Source organism: Streptomyces sp. NPDC030021 (assembly GCF_055574035.1).
Window position 1 is genome coordinate 65690 of sequence record NZ_JBVIAH010000003.1, and the last position, 16368, is coordinate 82057.

The following is a 16368-nucleotide window of genomic DNA, read 5'->3' on the forward strand; positions in this document are numbered from 1 at the left end:
CGGCGGAGCGGGGCGCGAGCGGGCGCATGCGGGCGCGACGAGAACGCGTACCCCGCATGGCGTCCACCGGCCCAACCGCGAGGCCCGGACGAATCGGCACCCGGTTCGGTCGAGCCGGGCGCGCTGTCGGCAGGTCATCGGACTTGGCGTCCGGTAGCCGGACACTTCATACCGTTGCGGGACAGTTCCGGATTCGCACCGGATTCCCCTGCAGCGACAGCAGGCATGAGCATACATGTGGGGGCGGCCCTGTGCGGTAACCCCCACATGTAGTGTCGGCGTGGCTACAGCTTGAGCCGGTAAGTGAGGAGTGTCAGGCCCTCGATCGGCGCCCAGTCCCGCTCCGGAGTGCGTACGAAGCCCAGGCGCGCGTAGATCCGGTGGGCGCCGGCCATGCTGCGCTGGGTGGAGAGAACCAGGCCCGTCACGCCCTCCAGGGCCCGCGCCCGCTCGACGCAGGCGCGCACCAGAGCCTCGCCGGCGCCCTGGCCGCGCGCCTCGTGGGCCACCGCGAGCATCCGGAACTCCGCCTCGTCGGGGGCCGCGATGTCGGCGAGCGGACTGCCCGGAGCGGCGAAGGTCACACCGCCCAGCACCCGCCCGTCCCGCTCGGCGACGAGCACCTCGGCCTGGGCGGCCCGGCCGGCCACGTCGCGCAGCACGTTCAGGTAGTGGTCGTCCTCGTTGAAGTCCAGATGCCCGTCGGCGAGGTAGGCCTGCGCCGTGATCTCACCCAGCTCCGCGTACTCGGCGGGCAGCACCGCCCTGATCACCATGTCCATGCGGTCGAGTGTGCAGGACGGGTGCCGACGGGCGGGCGCCGACCGTACGAAGGCCCCGCCGCGGGGAGCGGCGGGGCCTTCGGTGTGCGGGGCGGGGCTCAGCAGCAGCGGAAGCCCTCGCGGGGGTCCGCCTCGCGGGCGTCCGTACGGGCGCGTTCGAAGGCGCGGCGGGTCAGGACCTCCGCGTCCGGGTCGTGGGAGCGGGCGTGGGCCACGTAGCGGTCGTACGCGGCCTCCCCCGAGAACTCCCGTACGTAGAACCGGGCCCTGGCCAGCACGCTCCGTACGGTGCTCACGCCACCGGCTCCTTGACGTGTCCGCCGCCCGCGTCCGGGCCCGCCGCGGCGAGCTCCGCCCGCTCCTCGGCGGTCGCGATCAGTCCGGCCGGAGCGACGATCTTCGACTCGGTCCACGGGGTCTCGGAGAGGGTCGCCGACCCCGGGTCGCGGACGGCCTTGAGGCAGGTCCGGGCCGCGTCCGCGAGGACCACGATGATCAGGACCGCGAAGAGGGCGCACAGGACGCCGTCGACTGTGGCGTTGGTGACCACGGTGTGCATGTCGTCCATGTTCTTGGCGGGCGGCAGGACCTTGTCGGCGTCGATGCCGGCCTGGTACTTGTCGCGCTGGGCGAAGAAGCCGACCTTCACGTCCTCGGAGAAGATCTTCTGGTAGCTCGCGGTGAGGGTCACCGTGGCGTCCCAGACCAGCGGAACGCCCGTCACCCAGGCCCACTTGAGCCGGCCGGACTTGATCAGCAGCGTGGTGCAGACGGCCAGTGCGACCGCGGCGAGCAGCTGGTTGGCGATGCCGAAGAGCGGGAAGAGCTGGTTGATCCCGCCGAGCGGGTCCTTGATGCCGACCCACAGGAAGTAGCCCCAGCCGCCGACGACGATCGCGCTCGCGAACCACACGCCGGGCTTCCAGCTGACGTCCTTGAAGGACTTGTGCACGTTGCCGAGGGTGTCCTGGAGCATGAACCGGCCCACGCGGGTGCCCGCGTCGAGCGTCGTCAGGATGAAGAGCGCCTCGAACATGATGGCGAAGTGATACCAGAAGGCCTTCATGCCGGCGCCGCCGACCACGGCGGAGAAGATCTCCGACATTCCGAGTGCGAAGGTCGGCGCGCCACCCGTGCGCGAGAGCAGACTGGCTTCCTCGACGTCCTTCGCGGCCTGGGCGAGCGCCTCGGGGGAGATGGCGAAGCCGAAGTTGGTCACCGCCTGGGAGGCGGATTCGACCGTGGTGCCGATGACCCCGCCGGGGGAGTTGACCGCGAAGAAGAGCCCGGGCTCGATGATGCAGGCCGCGATGATCGCCATGACGGCGACGAAGGACTCGGTCAGCATGGCGCCGTAGCCGATCATGCGGACCTGGGTCTCCTTCTGGATCATCTTCGGGGTGGTTCCCGAGGAGACCAGGGCGTGGAAGCCGGAGAGCGCGCCACAGGCGATGGTGATGAAGACGAAGGGGAACATCGACCCGGCGAAGACCGGTCCGTCGCCGCTCGCCGCGAAGTCGGTGACCGAGGGCATCTTCAGGGTGGGCATCGCGATGACCACGCCGATGGCGAGGAGCGCGATGGTGCCGACCTTCATGAAGGTGGAGAGGTAGTCGCGGGGGGCGAGCAGCATCCACACCGGCAGCACCGATGCCAGGAAGCCGTACACCACCATCCAAATGACCAGCGTCTCCTTCTCCAGGGTGAAGGTGCCCGCGAAGGAGGACTCGGCGACCCAGCCGCCCGCGACGATGGCGAGCAGCAGCAGCGCGACGCCGATGACGGAGACCTCGGTGACCCGGCCCGGCCGCAGGACGCGCAGATAGAAGCCCATGAAGATGGCGATCGGGATGGTCATGCCGATGGAGAAGACGCCCCAGGGCGAGTGCGCCAGGGCGTTGACGATGACCAGGGCCAGTACCGCCAGCAGGATGATCATGATGGCGAACACGGCGATCAGGGCGGCGGCCCCGCCGACGGGGCCGATCTCGTCCCGGGCCATCTGGCCGAGCGAACGCCCGTCGCGGCGGGTGGAGAAGAACAGCGTGACCATGTCCTGGACGGCCCCGGCGAAGATGACGCCGGCGACGATCCAGATGGTGCCCGGCAGATAGCCCATCTGCGCGGCGAGCACGGGTCCGACGAGCGGGCCGGCGCCGGCCACGGCCGCGAAGTGGTGGCCGAAAAGGACCCGGCGGTCGGTGGGGTGGAAGTCGACACCGTTGTCAAGGCGTTCGGCGGGGGTGGCCCGGGTGGCGTCCACCTTCAGCACGCGGTCCGCGATGAATCGTGAGTAGAAGCGGTAGGCGATCGCGTACGAGCCCAGTGCGGCGGCGAGCAGCCAGGCGGCGGAGATCTCCTCGCCGCGCGAGAGTGCCAGCACGCCCCAGCCGATGGCGCCGACGAGTCCGACGAGCACCCACGCGGCGATGGACCTGGGAGAAGGCGAGCCCGGAGTGCTGCCCGGACTCGCCGCGTCCCGTTCTGTCCCTGTTGCTTCCGGTTCAGGCATGACCTCGTCCCCTCGTCGATCATCTGCGTAAGCAGGCGGAATCTACGGGGGATTGCCTGGTGAACGTAAGACCCCGTCCGCATTCCGGTCGTGGAATTCCGGTACGCGGCTCGGGGGGACGGGCGTCAGACGGCGGGGCGCTTGAGCCTGGCGACGAACTTGTACCGGTCGCCGCGGTACACCGACCGCACCCACTCCACCGGTTCGCCGTCGGCGTCCAGGGAGTGCCGGGAGAGCATCAGCATCGGCAGCCCGACGTCGGTGCCGAGCAGGCCTGCCTCGCGCGGGGTGGCCAGTGAGGTCTCGATGGTCTCCTCGGCCTCGGCGAGGTGCACGTCGTACACCTCGGCGAGGGCGGTGTAGAGGGAGGTGTACTTGGCCAGCGACCGGCGCAGTGCGGGGAAGCGCTTGGCCGAGAGGTGGGTGGTCTCGATGGCCATCGGCTCGCCGCTGGCCAGGCGCAGGCGCTCGATGCGCAGCACCCGTCCGCCGGTGGTGATCTTGAGCAGTCCGGCGAGGGTGTCGTCGGCCGTCACGTATCCGATGTCGAGGAGCTGGGACGTCGGTTCCAGGCCCTGGGCCCGCATGTCCTCCGTGTACGAGGTCAGTTGCAGGGCCTGGGAGACCTTGGGCTTGGCGACGAAGGTGCCTTTGCCCTGGATTCGTTCCAGTCGCCCCTCTACGACCAGTTCCTGGAGGGCCTGCCGGACGGTGGTCCGCGAGGTGTCGAACTCGGCCGCGAGCGTGCGCTCGGGCGGCACCGGCGTGCCGGGCGGCAGCGTCTCGGTCATGTCGAGCAAGTGCCGCTTGAGTCGGTAGTACTTGGGCACACGCGCCGTGCGAGTGGCTGCCCCGCCTTCCGGCTCCGTGGTCGCCCCTTCGGTGGCCATCGCCGCCCGCCTTCCCGACTCCAGTTTCGCTGCCGTCACCGGCTCCTCCGATATGTGCGGTCACATCGTGACACGTAAGGGGGGACAGGCCTTCTCTCTCCCCAGGTGTCGGTCCGATAACGGACCTGGCACCCGCTCATTAGACCCTTGACACCCCTAAAGGTCTAGGCCAAGGTTCAGCTACTGGTCTAAACCAATATGGATCAGATCCCGGCCCCACGGCAGTACTTCGCGTATGTCACCGCGGCGGGCAAGGGAAGTGCAGGCAGGCATCCCTGAGGAGGGTGGCGTGAAGCGCAAGCTCATCGCGGCGGTTGGAGTCGCGGGCATGGTTGTCGGCCTCGCGGCTTGTGGCAACGGGGACGACGACAAGGCCAAGGCCGACGCGGGCCCCAAGGAGATCACCGTCTGGGTCATGGACGGCTCCGCGCCGAAGGCCTGGATCGAAGAGGTCAACAAGGAGTTCTCGGCCAAGCACCCCGGTGTGACGGTCAAGGTCGAGGAGCAGAAGTGGACCGGCATCCAGGAGAAGGTCACCACGGCACTCTCCGAGAGCAACCCTCCGGACGTTCTTGAGCTCGGCAACACCCAGACCGCGGGCTACGCGGTCACCGGCGGTCTCGCCGACCTGACGAAGGACAAGGCCCAGCTCGGCGCCGACGCCTGGCAGAAGAGCATGCTCGCCTCGGCCGAGGTCGAAGGCAAGCTCTACTCCGCCCCGTGGTACGCCGCCAACCGCGTCGTCATCTACGACAAGAAGGCCTTCACCAAGGCCGGCGTCACCCCGCCCACCACCCGCGACGAGTGGATCGCCGGCCTGGAGAAGCTGAAGGCGGCCGACCCGGCCTCGCAGCCGATCTACCTGCCCGGTCAGAGCTGGTACGTCCTCGCGGGCCTGATCTGGGACGAGGGCGGCGACCTCGCCGTCAAGGACGGCGCCAAGTGGAAGGGCGGACTGGCCACCCCGCAGGCCGCCTCCGCGATGGAGTTCTACAAGAAGCTCCAGTCCTTCTCCACCGCCCCCAAGGACAAGGACGAGGCCACCCCGCAGCAGTCCACCGACATCGTTCCCAAGGGCGGCGTCGCCTCCTGGATCGGTCTCGGCTGGGAGGCCGGCGGCGCCGAGAAGGCCCTGAAGGACGCGGGCAAGGAAGCCGACTTCGGCTACTTCCCGATCCCGGGCAAGACCGCCGACAAGAGCGGCACCGTCTTCCTCGGCGGCTCGAACCTCGCCGTCGCCGAGCGCTCCAAGAACAAGGAGCTCGCCAAGGAGTGGCTGGCCCTCGCCGCCGGCAAGGAGCAGATGACCAAGTACGCCGCCGAGACCAAGGGCGCGCTGCTCCCGAACCAGGCCGGTGCGAACTTCACCCCCGCCGCAGGCTCCTTCGCCGAGGCCATGGGCAAGGCCGGCGCCAACGGCAAGATCACCCCGGTCACCCCGGGCTGGGCGAACGTCGAGACCGAGCCGAACCCCGTCAAGGAGTTCATGACCAAGGTCCTGAAGGGTGAGGACGCCGCCAAGGCGGGCGCGGACGCGGACGCGGAGATCGCGAAGCGCATCAACAAGTAGTCCCACCCCGCAGTACCCGCACGACCCAGCAGTGTGAACGCACCGGGGAGTGCGGCAGGTGCCCGGACACCCGCCGCGCCCCCGGTCGCGCATTTGACTCCACAGTCAACCGCGAGGAAGCCAAGCCATGACCGTGCACTCCCAGGGAGCGGTGACCAGCGCTCCACAGGACGCACCACCGAAGTCCGACGGACTGCCCGAGACGCCGGCCCCAGCAGCCGGCCCCGGCCCCACGCCGCCTCGCGGGGGCGGGAAGTCGCTCCCCACGGGGTGGCTGCCCTACCTGCTGGTCGCGCCCGCGGTGCTCGCCCTCGCGACGCTCCTGCTGTACCCGCTGATCAAGAACGTGATCCTGTCCCTCCAGGACATCAACAAGATCGAGTTCATCCAGCGGAAGTACCCCTTCGCGGGACTCGACAACTACACCGAGCTGCTCGGTGACACGAACTTCTGGACCGTCGTCGTCCGCAGCTTCGGCTTCACCCTGGCCAACGTCGCGCTGATCATGGTGCTGGGAAGCCTCATCGGCATCCTGCTGAACAAGCTCGGCAAGAAGATGCGACTGGTCCTCTCGATGGCCCTGGTGATGGCCTGGGCCATGCCCATCGTCGCCTCGGTACAGGTCTTCCGCTGGCTGTTCGACGAGCAGTTCGGCGTCATGAACTGGGTCATGCGCACCGCCGGCTTCTCCGGCTACGAGCAGCACAACTGGATGGAGACCGGCCTCTCCACCATGGTGATCGTCACGATCCTGGTGGTCTGGGGTTCCATCCCGTTCGTCGCCCTCAACATGTACGCCGGCCTCACCACCGTCGGCGCCGAGCTGTACGAGGCCGCCCGCATGGACGGGGCCAACGGCTGGCAGACCTTCTGGAAGATCGTCTTCCCGAACCTGAAGCCCTTCTTCCTCATCACCACCTTCCTGGAGGTGATCTGGGTGTTCAAGGCCTTCACCCAGGTCTACGCGATGAACAAGGGCGGCCCGGACCGCGCCTCCGAGATCCTGCCGGTCTTCGCCTACGTCGAAGGCCAGAGCCAGGCCCACTACGGCCTCGCCGCCGCGATCTCCGTCCTGACGATCGTGATCCTCGTGATCGTCATGTCCTTCTACTTCCGCCTGATCCTGAAGCAGGAGGAGGAGCAGTGAGCACCACCACCGCCCCGAAGCCCGCGGCTCCCGAGAGGCCCGCACAGCAGCTCCGGACCCGCCGCCCGGTGCGCCCCGGAGCCGTGGCCAAGAACCTCGGCGCACTCCTGCTGGCCCTGGTCTTCGTCTTCCCCGTGTACTGGATGTTCTCCTCGGCCCTCAAGCCGGCCGACCAGATGCTCACGAAGGACCCCGTCTTCGTCTTCACGCCGACGACGGCCAACTTCGCCAAGGCCACCGGGGTCGAGAACTTCTGGACGTACGTCACCAACAGCGTCCTGGTCACCGTCGGCGCCGTCCTGCTGGCCCTCCTCGTCGCCCTCGCCGCGAGCTTCGCCATCGCCCGGATGAGGTTCAAGGGCCGCAAGGGCCTGGTCCTGACCGTGATGATGGCCCAGATGGCCCCTTGGGAGGTCATGGTCATCGCGATGTACATGATCGCCCGCGACGGCGAGATGCTGAACAGCCTCCCGCTGCTCACCGCGATCTACTTCGTGATGATCCTCCCCTTCACCATCTGGACCCTGCGCGGCTTCATCGCCGCCGTCCCGGTGACCCTGGAGGAGGCGGCCCAGATCGACGGCTGCACCCGCGGCCAGGCCTTCCGCAAGGTGATCTTCCCGCTGCTGGCCCCCGGCCTGATGTCCACCTCGCTCTTCGGCTTCATCACGGCCTGGAACGAGTTCGCCATGGTCCTGATCCTGAACAAGGACAAGAGCGCGCAGACCCTGCCGCTGTGGCTGACCGAGTTCATGTCCGCCTTCGGCAACGACTGGGGCGCCACCATGGCCGCTTCCTCGCTCTTCGCGGTCCCGGTCCTGCTGATCTTCATCTTCCTCCAGCGCAAGGCCGTCGGCGGCATGACCGCCGGCGCCGTGAAGGGATGACGCCGTCATGACTGTTCTTGCGCACCGCACCGATACGGTCACCCGCGACGCCCTCGCCGTCCTCCAGCCCGGCTTCGAGGGCACCACCGCCCCCGCCTGGCTGCTCCGCCAGGTCGGCGAAGGCCTCACCGCCGTCGGCCTGTTCGGCCGCAACATCGCCTCGCCCGAGCAGCTCGCCGCGCTGACCGCGCAGCTGCGTACCGAGCGCGACGACGTCCTGGTCGCCATCGACGAGGAGGGCGGCGACGTCACCCGCCTGGAGGTCCGCGGCGGCTCGTCCTTCCCCGGCAACCTGGCCCTCGGCGCCGTCGACGACACCGGCCTCACCCGGGACGTGGCCCGCGAGCTGGGCCGCCGCCTCGCCGAGTGCGGGGTCAACCTCAACTGGGCCCCGTCCGCCGACGTCAACTCCAACCCGGACAACCCGGTGATCGGCGTACGGTCCTTCGGCGCCGACACCCACCTCGCCGCCCGGCACACCGCCGCCTACGTCCAGGGCCTCCAGGCCGCCGGCGTGGCCGCGTGCACCAAGCACTTCCCGGGCCACGGCGACACCAACGTCGACTCGCACCACGCCCTGCCGCGCATCGACGTGGACCTGGACACCCTCCAGGCCCGCGAACTCGTCCCGTTCAAGGCGGCGATCGAGGCCGGTACCAAGGCCGTGATGAGCGCGCACATCCTGGTGCCCGCCCTCGACCCGACCCGCCCGGCCACCCTCAGCCCGCAGATCCTGACCGGCCTGCTGCGGGGGGAGCTCGGCTACGAGGGCCTCATCGTCACCGACGGCATGGAGATGAACGCCATCGCCGGGACGTACGGGATCGAGCGCGGCTCGGTCCTGGCCATCGCGGCCGGCGCCGACGCCATCTGCGTCGGCGGCGGACTCGCCGACGAAGCCACCGTCCTGCGGCTGCGCGACGCGCTGGTCGCGGCCGTCCGCGAGGGGGCACTGCCCGAGGAGCGCCTCGCCGACGCCGCCGCCCGCGTCCGCGCACTCGCCGCATGGACCCGCGGAGCCCGGCCGGACGCGCAGCCGGAGGGGAGCCGCGCGTCCGGCATCGGGCTGACGGCCGCCCGCCGCGCCGTGCTCGTCACCGGCTCGGCGAAGCCGCTCACCGAGCCCTACGTGGCCACGCTCGCGCCCGTCGCGAACATCGCGGTGGGGGACGAGACCCCGTGGGGCGTGGCGGCGGAACTCGCCGAGCTGCTCCCGGGCACCGGGGCGGGCGTCTATCCCGAGGGCTCGTCCGCCGGGGACGTCCTGGCGGCGGCGGGGGACCGTACCGTCGTCGCGGTGGTCCGGGACGCGCACCGGCACCCCTGGATGACCGAGGTCCTCGACGCGCTGGTCGCGGCCCGGCCGGACACGGTCGTGGTCGAGATGGGCCTCCCCCGGACGGAGCCTCGCGGAGCCCTCTACATCGCGACGCACGGCGCGTCCCGGGTCTGCGGCCGAGCCGCGGCGGAGGTCATCGCGGGGGCGTAGCCCTGCTGTTGCGGCTGCGCGGAGAAGGGCCGGACCCCAGCGGCGGGAGTCCGGCCCTTCGTGTCGTGCCCGTGCGGCTACAGGCCCTGCCAGGCGGGCTTGTTGGCGTACGTGTGCCGGAAGTAGTCCGCCAGCTTCAGCTTCGACGCGGCGGCCTCGTCCACGATCACGGTGGCGTGCCGGTGCAGCTGCAGCGCGGAGGCCGGGACCAGCGCGGACAGCGGGCCCTCGACGGTCTGCGCGACGGCCTCGGCCTTGCCCTCGCCGGTGGCCAGGAGGACCAGGTGGCGGGCGTCGAGGATGGTGCCGATGCCCTGGGTGATGACGTGGTGCGGCACCTGCTCCAGGTCGTTGTCGAAGAAGCGCGCGTTGTCCACGCGGGTCTGCTCCGTCAGCGTCTTGATGCGGGTGCGGGAGGCGAGTGAGGAGCAGGGCTCGTTGAAGCCGATGTGGCCGTCCGTGCCGATGCCGAGCAGCTGCAGGTCGACGCCGCCGGCCTCGGCCAGGGCGCGGTCGTAGGCCTCGCACGCGCCGACGATGTCCTCGGCCGAACCGTCGGGGCCCATGAAGGAGGCCTCGGACAGGCCCAGGGGCTCGACGACCTCGCGGAGCACGACCGCGCGGTAGGACTCGGGGTGCCCGGCCGGCAGTCCGACGTACTCGTCGAGCTGGCAGATCCGGGCCCGGGAGGCGTCGACCTGTCCGGCCTTGACCTTGGCGGCGAGGGCTTCGTAGATGGGCAGCGGGGTAGAGCCGGTCGCCACGCCGAGCAGGGCGTCGGGCTTGCGCCGCACCAGGGCGGCCATGGCCTCCGCGATGAGCTCGCCGCCTGCCTTGGCGTCCGGGACGATGACAACTTCCACGCGGGGCCTGCCGATCTGGAGTGGGTAGGGTGGTATAGACCAATCTAGCAGAGGTCGTCACGCGCGGCGGGGGTCTTGCCGCCATCCGTCGCGATGAGGATTCCGGGGTCCCGGCCTCCCCTGCGGTCGGGAGGGTCGGGAGGGGTCGGAGGGGCTGAAGGGTCGGGAGAACCTTCAACTTCTTGGTTGTCCTGTCTACAACTCCATTCTCCTCTACGGTGGTTTATATAGGTAAATCATGGTATATGCGATTGGAGTGGTCGTCATGGGCAGGCACACCAGCTACGCCTTCGAGACCTATAGAGCTGTCGCGGATGCCGGTCGCGCCGAGCTGCTCGCCGCGACCACCTCCCCGTTCCAGATCGAGGTGCGGTTCATCGGGGGGCTGACGAGTGGCCAGCGGGACGTCTTCGCGCAGGCCGCCGAACGCTGGGCCAAGGTCATCGTCGGCGACCTGGAGACCGCGATCCTTCGCGACTTCACCGGCGACGTCGTCATCGACGACCTCTTGATCGACGCCGAAGGCGTGGCGATCGACGGGGTCTTCGGCACGCTCGGGGAGGCGGGGCCGATCCGCTTCCGGCGTGAGACGGCGGTCACCGGAGCGCGCCTCCCCGCCACGGGCATCATGCGGTTCGACAAGGCAGACCTGGGGCAGATGGAGGACGACGGCTCGCTGCTCGACGTCATCACGCACGAGATGGGCCATGTGCTGGGGATCGGGACGATCTGGGGCGTCTTCGGTCTGCTGAAGGACTTCCCCGGCCCCAACCCCACCTTCGTCGGTCCCGGCGCCATGAAGGAGTTCGGCGAGCTCATCGGGGTCGGGCAGCCCACCCCCGTACCGGTTGCGAACGTCGGCGGCGCGGGAAGCGCGGGCGGCCACTGGCGGGAGCGGGTCTTCGGCAACGAGTTGATGTCGCCGACCATCGGGGGCCCCGGCAACCCCCTGAGCAGGCTGACCGCGGCGAGCCTCGGGGACCTCGGCTACCAGGTCGACCTCGATGCCGCGGAGCCCTATGAACTCCCCGACCCCTTCGTCATCGCGATGGCCGGCGGCGCGGAGGCCGCGGCTCCGAGGGGCGTCATGCTCCCGACCGTCCCCAGCGGCATCCCCGCCGACCGGCCCTAGGGCGTGCGTGTCCTGTCGATCGGGCCGGCCCCCGCGAGCCCGGCCTGATCGCCACGACACCCCTCTAGATCAGCGCGAGCTGCAGGCCGCCCGTCGCGTCCAGGTGCTGGCCCGTCACCCAACGGGAGTCCGGCGAGGCCAGGAAGGCCACCACGTCGGCGACCTCCTGGGCCGTGCCCACCCGGTGGAAGACGGAGCGGGCGGCCAGGTGGGCCCGGGTCGCCCCGTCCGCGAGGAGGTCCGCGTTGAGGTCGGTCTCGGTGATGCCGGGGCCGACCGAGTTCACGGTGATCCCGCGCGGAGCCAGCTCGGCGGCCAGCGACCGGGTCAGCGCGTTCGCGGCGCCCTTGGCCATGACCGTGGCCAGGATGGCGGGCAGGGCGATGTCCGGGGTGCCGGTCACGTTCACGATCCGGCCCCCGTCGCGCAGCCGCTCCAGCCCGTACTTGATCACGAAGAACGGCGCCTTGGCGTTGAGCGCGTGCGCCCGGTCGTACATCTCCTCGTCCGTGTCCCCGATCCCCGCGAAGGCCGCCGCCCCGGCGTTGTTGACCAGGATGTCCACGCCCTCGGTGTGGTCGGGATAGGCCGCGTAGGCGGCCCACAGGGCCTGCGCGTCGCCGGGGATGCCCAGCTCGGCCCCGATGGCGAAGGCCCGTCCGCCGGCCGCCCCGATCGCCTCGACCGTCTCCTTCGCCGCCGCCCGGTCGCGTCCGTAGTGCACCGCGACAAGTGCCCCGTCCCGCGCCAGCCGCTCGGCCACGGCCCGTCCGATGCCCCGGCTGCCGCCGGTGACCAATGCCGTCTTCCCCTTGAGCACGCCCATGACGCGCCCCCCTCCGGTAATCGCTAGTGGTCGCTACAGAAATGAACGTACCAGATTTCCTAGCGACCGCTATAGAATGCGGGCATGGTGACCGGACAGCGCGGCAGGCCCCGTTCCTTCGACCGCGACGCCGCCCTCGACAAGGCGATGCTCGCCTTCTGGGAGCGCGGCTACGAGGCGACCTCCATCGCCGACCTGACCGCCTCGCTCGGCATCAGCGCGCCCAGCCTCTACGCGGCCTTCGGCGACAAGCGCAAGCTCTTCGACGAGGTCGTGGTGGTGTACGGCGGCCGGTACGGGGACTTCGCGAGCGTGGCGCTCGCCGAGGAGCCCACCGCCCGGGCGGCCGTCGCCCGCATCCTGCGCGAGGCCGCCGACGTCTACACCGACCCGGCCCATCCGCCGGGCTGCATGGTGATCAGCGCCGCGATCAACACCACCTCGGACGAGGTGGCGCAGGCGCTGCGCGAGCGCCGCAACGCCAACCTGGTGATGTTCGAGAGCCGGATCCGGGCCGACATGGCCGCGGGCGTGCTGCCCGCGGACACGGACGCGCGGGCGCTGGCGCGGTACGCCGGAGCGGTGCTTCAGGGGATGTCCCAGCAGTCGCGCGACGGGGCGAGCCGGGAAGAGCTGGAGGCGGTGGCCGAGCGGGCCCTGCTGGCCTGGCCCGCGGCCTGACCGGCCGGGGGGTCCGGGGCGTCCGCCCGGAGTGCACCCTGCGCGTCCACGCGGAGGAGTTCCTCTGGGCCACGGTGCAGGACGGGACCCTCGACCCGCCCGGCACCGTAGCCCGGAGTACTTACGGCCGACAGGTGTGCGGTTCCCGACGGCCGGTGGAGGTGCCTGCGCGGTCAGGGCAGAGCGCGCGGCTTACCTCGATCCGTCCTCCTGTGCGGGGAGGGCGGAGGTTCTGAAATCAATTGTGGACTAGACCATTCTGTTCTGTCCATCCAATGACAGGGCCTGGAAACCCGTCACTTCCTCCAACAGTACGCGGCCCGCGCCCCGCTTGGATACTCCTGAGTACCGCCGTGGGGAAAGTCATGGCACGTACCCGGGGTACGCTCGCAAGGTGCCCTCCATGAACGACCTCGTACGCCAGCACACCGCTCTCGGAGAAACCGACCTGGAGTGGCTCCACCTGCTGGTCTCGGAGTGGCAGCTGCTCTCCGACCTGTCCTTCGCCGACCTCGTGCTGTGGGTGCCCACCCTCGACGGCACGCGGTACGTCTCGGTCGCCCAGATGCGCCCGAACACCGGCCCCACCTCGTACCAGGACGACATGGTCGGCCACCTGGTGCCGCGCGGCCGCCGCCCGCTGCTGGACGCCGCGCTCGACGAGGGCCGGATCGTGCGCGAGGGCGACCCCGAGTGGCGCGAGGAGGTGCCGGTCCGCGTCGAGTCGATCCCCGTCCGCCGCGAGGGCCGGGTCCTGGGCGTGATCGCGCGCAACACCAATCTGCTCACTGTGCGTACACCGAGCCGGCTGGAGCTGACCTACCTCCAGTCCGCCTCCGACCTCGCCCAGATGATCGCGGCGGGCTCCTTCCCGTACCCCGGCCAGCAGGTCGACATGGACGCCTCCCCGCGCGTCGGGGACGGCCTCATCCGGCTCGACGCCGAGGGCGTGGTCACCTACGCCTCGCCGAATGCGCTCTCCGCCTACCACCGGCTCGGCCTCGCCTCCGACCTCGTCGGCCAGCACCTGGGCAACACCACCGCCGAACTCGCACCCTCCCGCGGACCGGTGGACGAGGCCCTGGTCAAACTCGCCAGTGGCTGGGCCCCCCGGGAGACCGAGGTCGAGGGCAGCAGCGGGGTCATCCAGCTGCGCGCCATCCCGCTCAAGCCGAAGGGCACCCGGATCGGCTCCCTGGTGCTGTGCCGCGACGTGACGGAACTGCGTCGTCGCGAACGTGAATTGATCACCAAGGACGCGACCATCCGGGAGATCCACCACCGGGTGAAGAACAACCTCCAGACCGTGGCCGCACTGTTGCGGCTCCAGTCCCGCCGGATGGATTCCCCACAGGGCCGCGAGGCGCTGAACGAGGCCGTGCGCCGTGTCGGATCGATCGCGATCGTGCACGAGACGCTGTCTCAGAACCTCGACGAGCGGGTCGAGTTCGACGAGATCGCCGACCGCGTCATCGCGATGGTCTCGGAGATCTCACCCGGCAAGGTCGACTGCCGACGCACCGGCAGGTTCGGGATCCTGGACGCGGAGGTCGCCACACCGCTGTCGATGGTGCTGACCGAGATCCTGCAGAACGCCCTGGAGCACGCCTTCACCCAGGGGGAGCGGGGCACCGTGGAAGTGGCCGCGATCCGCACCGGAACCGGTCGCACCGACGGCCGGCTGCTGATCACCGTGCTCGACGACGGCAGCGGCCTGCCCGAGGGGTTCGACCCCCAGCGGGCCGGCAACCTCGGGCTGCAGATCGTACGGACCCTCGTGGAGGGGGAGCTCGGCGGCACGTTCGACATGCTCCGGGCCGAGCCGCGCGGCACCAAGGTCGTCCTCGACATCCCGTCCAGCCCGCAGAAGTAGCAGCCGAGTTGTGACTCAGCGTGACGCCCTGCGTCGCGCCCCGCACAGCACTGAGCCCCGGACCGAATGATTCGGTCCGGGGCTCAAGAGCACGGTGCTGAGCGCTTGTTCGGTTACTACGCGCTGCGCGTCGAGGCTCGAAAGTCGTTGTCAGGCGCTGGCGTTGCGCGCCCGGTTGCGAGCGGCGCGGCGCTTCATGGCGCGGCGCTCGTCCTCGCTGAGACCGCCCCAGACGCCGGAGTCCTGACCGGACTCGAGCGCCCACTGCAGGCACTGCTCCATGACGGGGCAACGGCGGCAGACGGCCTTGGCTTCCTCGATCTGCAGCAGCGCAGGACCGGTGTTGCCGATGGGGAAGAAGAGTTCCGGGTCTTCCTCACGACAAACGGCGTTGTGACGCCAGTCCATGGCTGCTCCATCTCCTTGTATTGCGGGCAAGTTGCTTGTGAATGTGAACGCTTTCACGAATCCCCCCGTGAGGGAAGCGCGACCACCCGGTTTCACGCGGGTGATCAGTCAGAGATTCGTGGAGGGGTTCTGGCGGTCTGTGTGGGTGCCGGGTGTTGCGGGCTGTCCCGATCGCCATGAAGAGATTCGCAAACCTCGGACGGGGATACAACCCCTTCCGGAAAGTTTTTTTTGATTCGTCGGTGTCTACTAGGTCACAGCCCTACATCGTGAGGGTGGACCGACGTGTAAACGTTCGAGTGAAAGGCCTCCGGGCCCTTCCACTCACACAATCACACGCAGTGCACGGCGTACGCCTGTGAACCGAACGCTGGTCCGCAGTCCGAGGTGATCGCCGTCCATCTGGAAGGGAAGCGGAACCTTCGAATGCAAGGTGAAGTCGGTCAGATCGTGCAGAGACACCGCGTGCTTGCCGTGCGGACCCCGCTCAGGAGTGGAGGTCAGGAGCTGTGTCGCGTACCGCGCGACCGCCGGAGTTGACAAACGGTTCAGTGCCAATACGTCAAGCGCAGTATCGAACGAGGCTTCGGGGGAGGCGTAAAGCGGACGATTCCCCAGATACGTCCACGGTGACGTATTGCACACTATCGACAGCACCAGATCGGTCACCGGGTCCGCGCCGGGGCGCTCCAGCGTGACCGTGCCGTGACGCCGGTTCGGTTCCTCCCAGAACTGGCGCATCAGCTGTCGCACATACAGGGCGTGCGTCGAACGCTTGCCGCGCTCGCGCTGCTGCTCCACCCGGCCCACCACGCCCGCGTCGAAGCCGAAACCCGCACAGAACGTGAACCAGCGGGCCGGGACCGACTCGTCCTCCGTGCCCGGGGTGCCGGCCGCCAGGCCCAGACCCACCGTCCGCTCGCGCTGCTCCCGCAGCGCGTCCAGCAGGGCGCCGGTCGCCTCGACCGCGTCGTTGGGCAGTCCCAGGGCGCGCGCGAACACATTGGTGGAGCCGCCGGGAACCACCGCCAGCCGCGGCAGCCGCTCAGGATCGGGCCCGTTGTGCAGGAGCCCGTTGACCACCTCGTTGACCGTGCCGTCGCCACCGAGGGCGACGACGAGGTCGAGCCCCTCGTGCGCGGCCTTGCGCCCCAGGTCCCGGGCGTGCCCGCGGTACTCGGTGGTGACCGCCTCCAGCTTCATCTCGCTGGCCAGGGCGTGGGTCAGGACATCGCGCGTGCGCGCACTGGTGGTCGTCGCTGCTGGGTTGGCCACGAGAAGTGCACGCATGAGCGCCAGACTACCCAC

15 protein-coding genes and 1 riboswitch are annotated in these 16368 nt (G+C 69.7%); of the genes, 7 read left to right on the top strand and 8 right to left on the bottom strand.

Going from position 1 to position 16368, the window contains the following annotated elements:
• Nucleotides 1-111: 111 nt before the first annotated feature.
• A riboswitch (cobalamin riboswitch) is annotated at nt 112-233 on the bottom strand.
• 51 nt (nt 234-284) lie between these two features.
• From ACZ4YL_RS06355 to ACZ4YL_RS06370, 4 genes are all read right to left on the bottom strand, one after another.
• Complete coding sequence (locus ACZ4YL_RS06355) at nt 285-782, bottom strand: GNAT family N-acetyltransferase (protein WP_468114174.1); 498 nt, start codon at nt 780-782, stop codon at nt 285-287.
• A gap of 98 nt (nt 783-880) precedes the next feature.
• Complete coding sequence (locus tag ACZ4YL_RS06360) at nt 881-1078, bottom strand: CstA-like transporter-associated (seleno)protein (protein WP_030016682.1); 198 nt, start codon at nt 1076-1078, stop codon at nt 881-883.
• A complete protein-coding gene (locus tag ACZ4YL_RS06365; RefSeq protein WP_468114176.1) occupies nt 1075-3294 on the bottom strand; it encodes a carbon starvation CstA family protein in 2220 nt (739 codons plus the stop codon). The genes ACZ4YL_RS06360 and ACZ4YL_RS06365 overlap by 4 nt, the downstream gene beginning before the upstream one ends.
• Nucleotides 3295-3419: 125 nt before the next feature.
• Entirely contained in the window at nt 3420-4184 is a 765-nt protein-coding gene (locus ACZ4YL_RS06370) for a GntR family transcriptional regulator (RefSeq protein WP_030016685.1), read from the bottom strand.
• Between the two features lie 289 nt (nt 4185-4473).
• On the opposite strand from ACZ4YL_RS06370, the gene ACZ4YL_RS06375 reads away from it, so the two are divergent.
• The 4 genes from ACZ4YL_RS06375 to ACZ4YL_RS06390 all read left to right on the top strand — a co-directional run bounded on the left by ACZ4YL_RS06375 (nt 4474) and on the right by ACZ4YL_RS06390 (nt 9277).
• Entirely contained in the window at nt 4474-5754 is a 1281-nt protein-coding gene (locus ACZ4YL_RS06375; protein WP_468114178.1) for an extracellular solute-binding protein, read from the top strand.
• 127 nt (nt 5755-5881) lie between these two features.
• Nucleotides 5882-6901, top strand: coding sequence for a carbohydrate ABC transporter permease (locus tag ACZ4YL_RS06380; protein WP_468114180.1), 1020 nt, complete (start codon nt 5882-5884; stop codon nt 6899-6901).
• A gap of 68 nt (nt 6902-6969) precedes the next feature.
• Entirely contained in the window at nt 6970-7788 is an 819-nt protein-coding gene (locus ACZ4YL_RS06385; RefSeq protein ID WP_468114822.1) for a carbohydrate ABC transporter permease, read from the top strand.
• 7 nt (nt 7789-7795) lie between these two features.
• Complete coding sequence (locus tag ACZ4YL_RS06390; protein ID WP_468114182.1) at nt 7796-9277, top strand: glycoside hydrolase family 3 protein; 1482 nt, start codon at nt 7796-7798, stop codon at nt 9275-9277.
• Between the two features lie 77 nt (nt 9278-9354).
• Here the strand turns inward: ACZ4YL_RS06390 and nagB are convergent, their stop codons facing one another.
• Nucleotides 9355-10140: a glucosamine-6-phosphate deaminase gene (nagB, locus tag ACZ4YL_RS06395; protein ID WP_468114184.1), complete on the bottom strand. Its 786-nt coding sequence runs from the start codon at nt 10138-10140 to the stop codon at nt 9355-9357.
• A 238-nt stretch (nt 10141-10378) separates the two neighbouring features.
• Here nagB and ACZ4YL_RS06400 point away from each other — a divergent pair, with 238 nt between their 5' ends.
• Complete coding sequence (locus ACZ4YL_RS06400; protein ID WP_468114186.1) at nt 10379-11272, top strand: leishmanolysin-related zinc metalloendopeptidase; 894 nt, start codon at nt 10379-10381, stop codon at nt 11270-11272.
• A gap of 64 nt (nt 11273-11336) precedes the next feature.
• Here the strand turns inward: ACZ4YL_RS06400 and ACZ4YL_RS06405 are convergent, their stop codons facing one another.
• Complete coding sequence (locus ACZ4YL_RS06405) at nt 11337-12098, bottom strand: SDR family oxidoreductase (protein WP_468114188.1); 762 nt, start codon at nt 12096-12098, stop codon at nt 11337-11339.
• Between the two features lie 84 nt (nt 12099-12182).
• On the opposite strand from ACZ4YL_RS06405, the gene ACZ4YL_RS06410 reads away from it, so the two are divergent.
• Nucleotides 12183-12779 (top strand): TetR/AcrR family transcriptional regulator, encoded by a 597-nt coding sequence (locus tag ACZ4YL_RS06410; protein ID WP_468114190.1) that lies wholly within the window; start codon nt 12183-12185, stop codon nt 12777-12779.
• Nucleotides 12780-13182: 403 nt separating this feature from the next.
• Nucleotides 13183-14652 carry a sensor histidine kinase gene (locus tag ACZ4YL_RS06415; protein WP_468114192.1) on the top strand — a complete coding sequence of 490 codons (1470 nt, stop codon included), beginning with the start codon at nt 13183-13185 and terminating at the stop codon, nt 14650-14652.
• 150 nt (nt 14653-14802) lie between these two features.
• On the opposite strand, the gene ACZ4YL_RS06420 is transcribed toward ACZ4YL_RS06415, so the two are convergent.
• Together ACZ4YL_RS06420 and ACZ4YL_RS06425 are read right to left on the bottom strand one after the other, a co-directional pair.
• Complete coding sequence (locus tag ACZ4YL_RS06420) at nt 14803-15060, bottom strand: WhiB family transcriptional regulator (protein WP_003953983.1); 258 nt, start codon at nt 15058-15060, stop codon at nt 14803-14805.
• A 324-nt stretch (nt 15061-15384) separates the two neighbouring features.
• A complete protein-coding gene (locus ACZ4YL_RS06425; RefSeq protein WP_030385973.1) occupies nt 15385-16350 on the bottom strand; it encodes a diacylglycerol/lipid kinase family protein in 966 nt (321 codons plus the stop codon).
• Between the last annotated feature and the right edge of the window lie 18 nt (nt 16351-16368).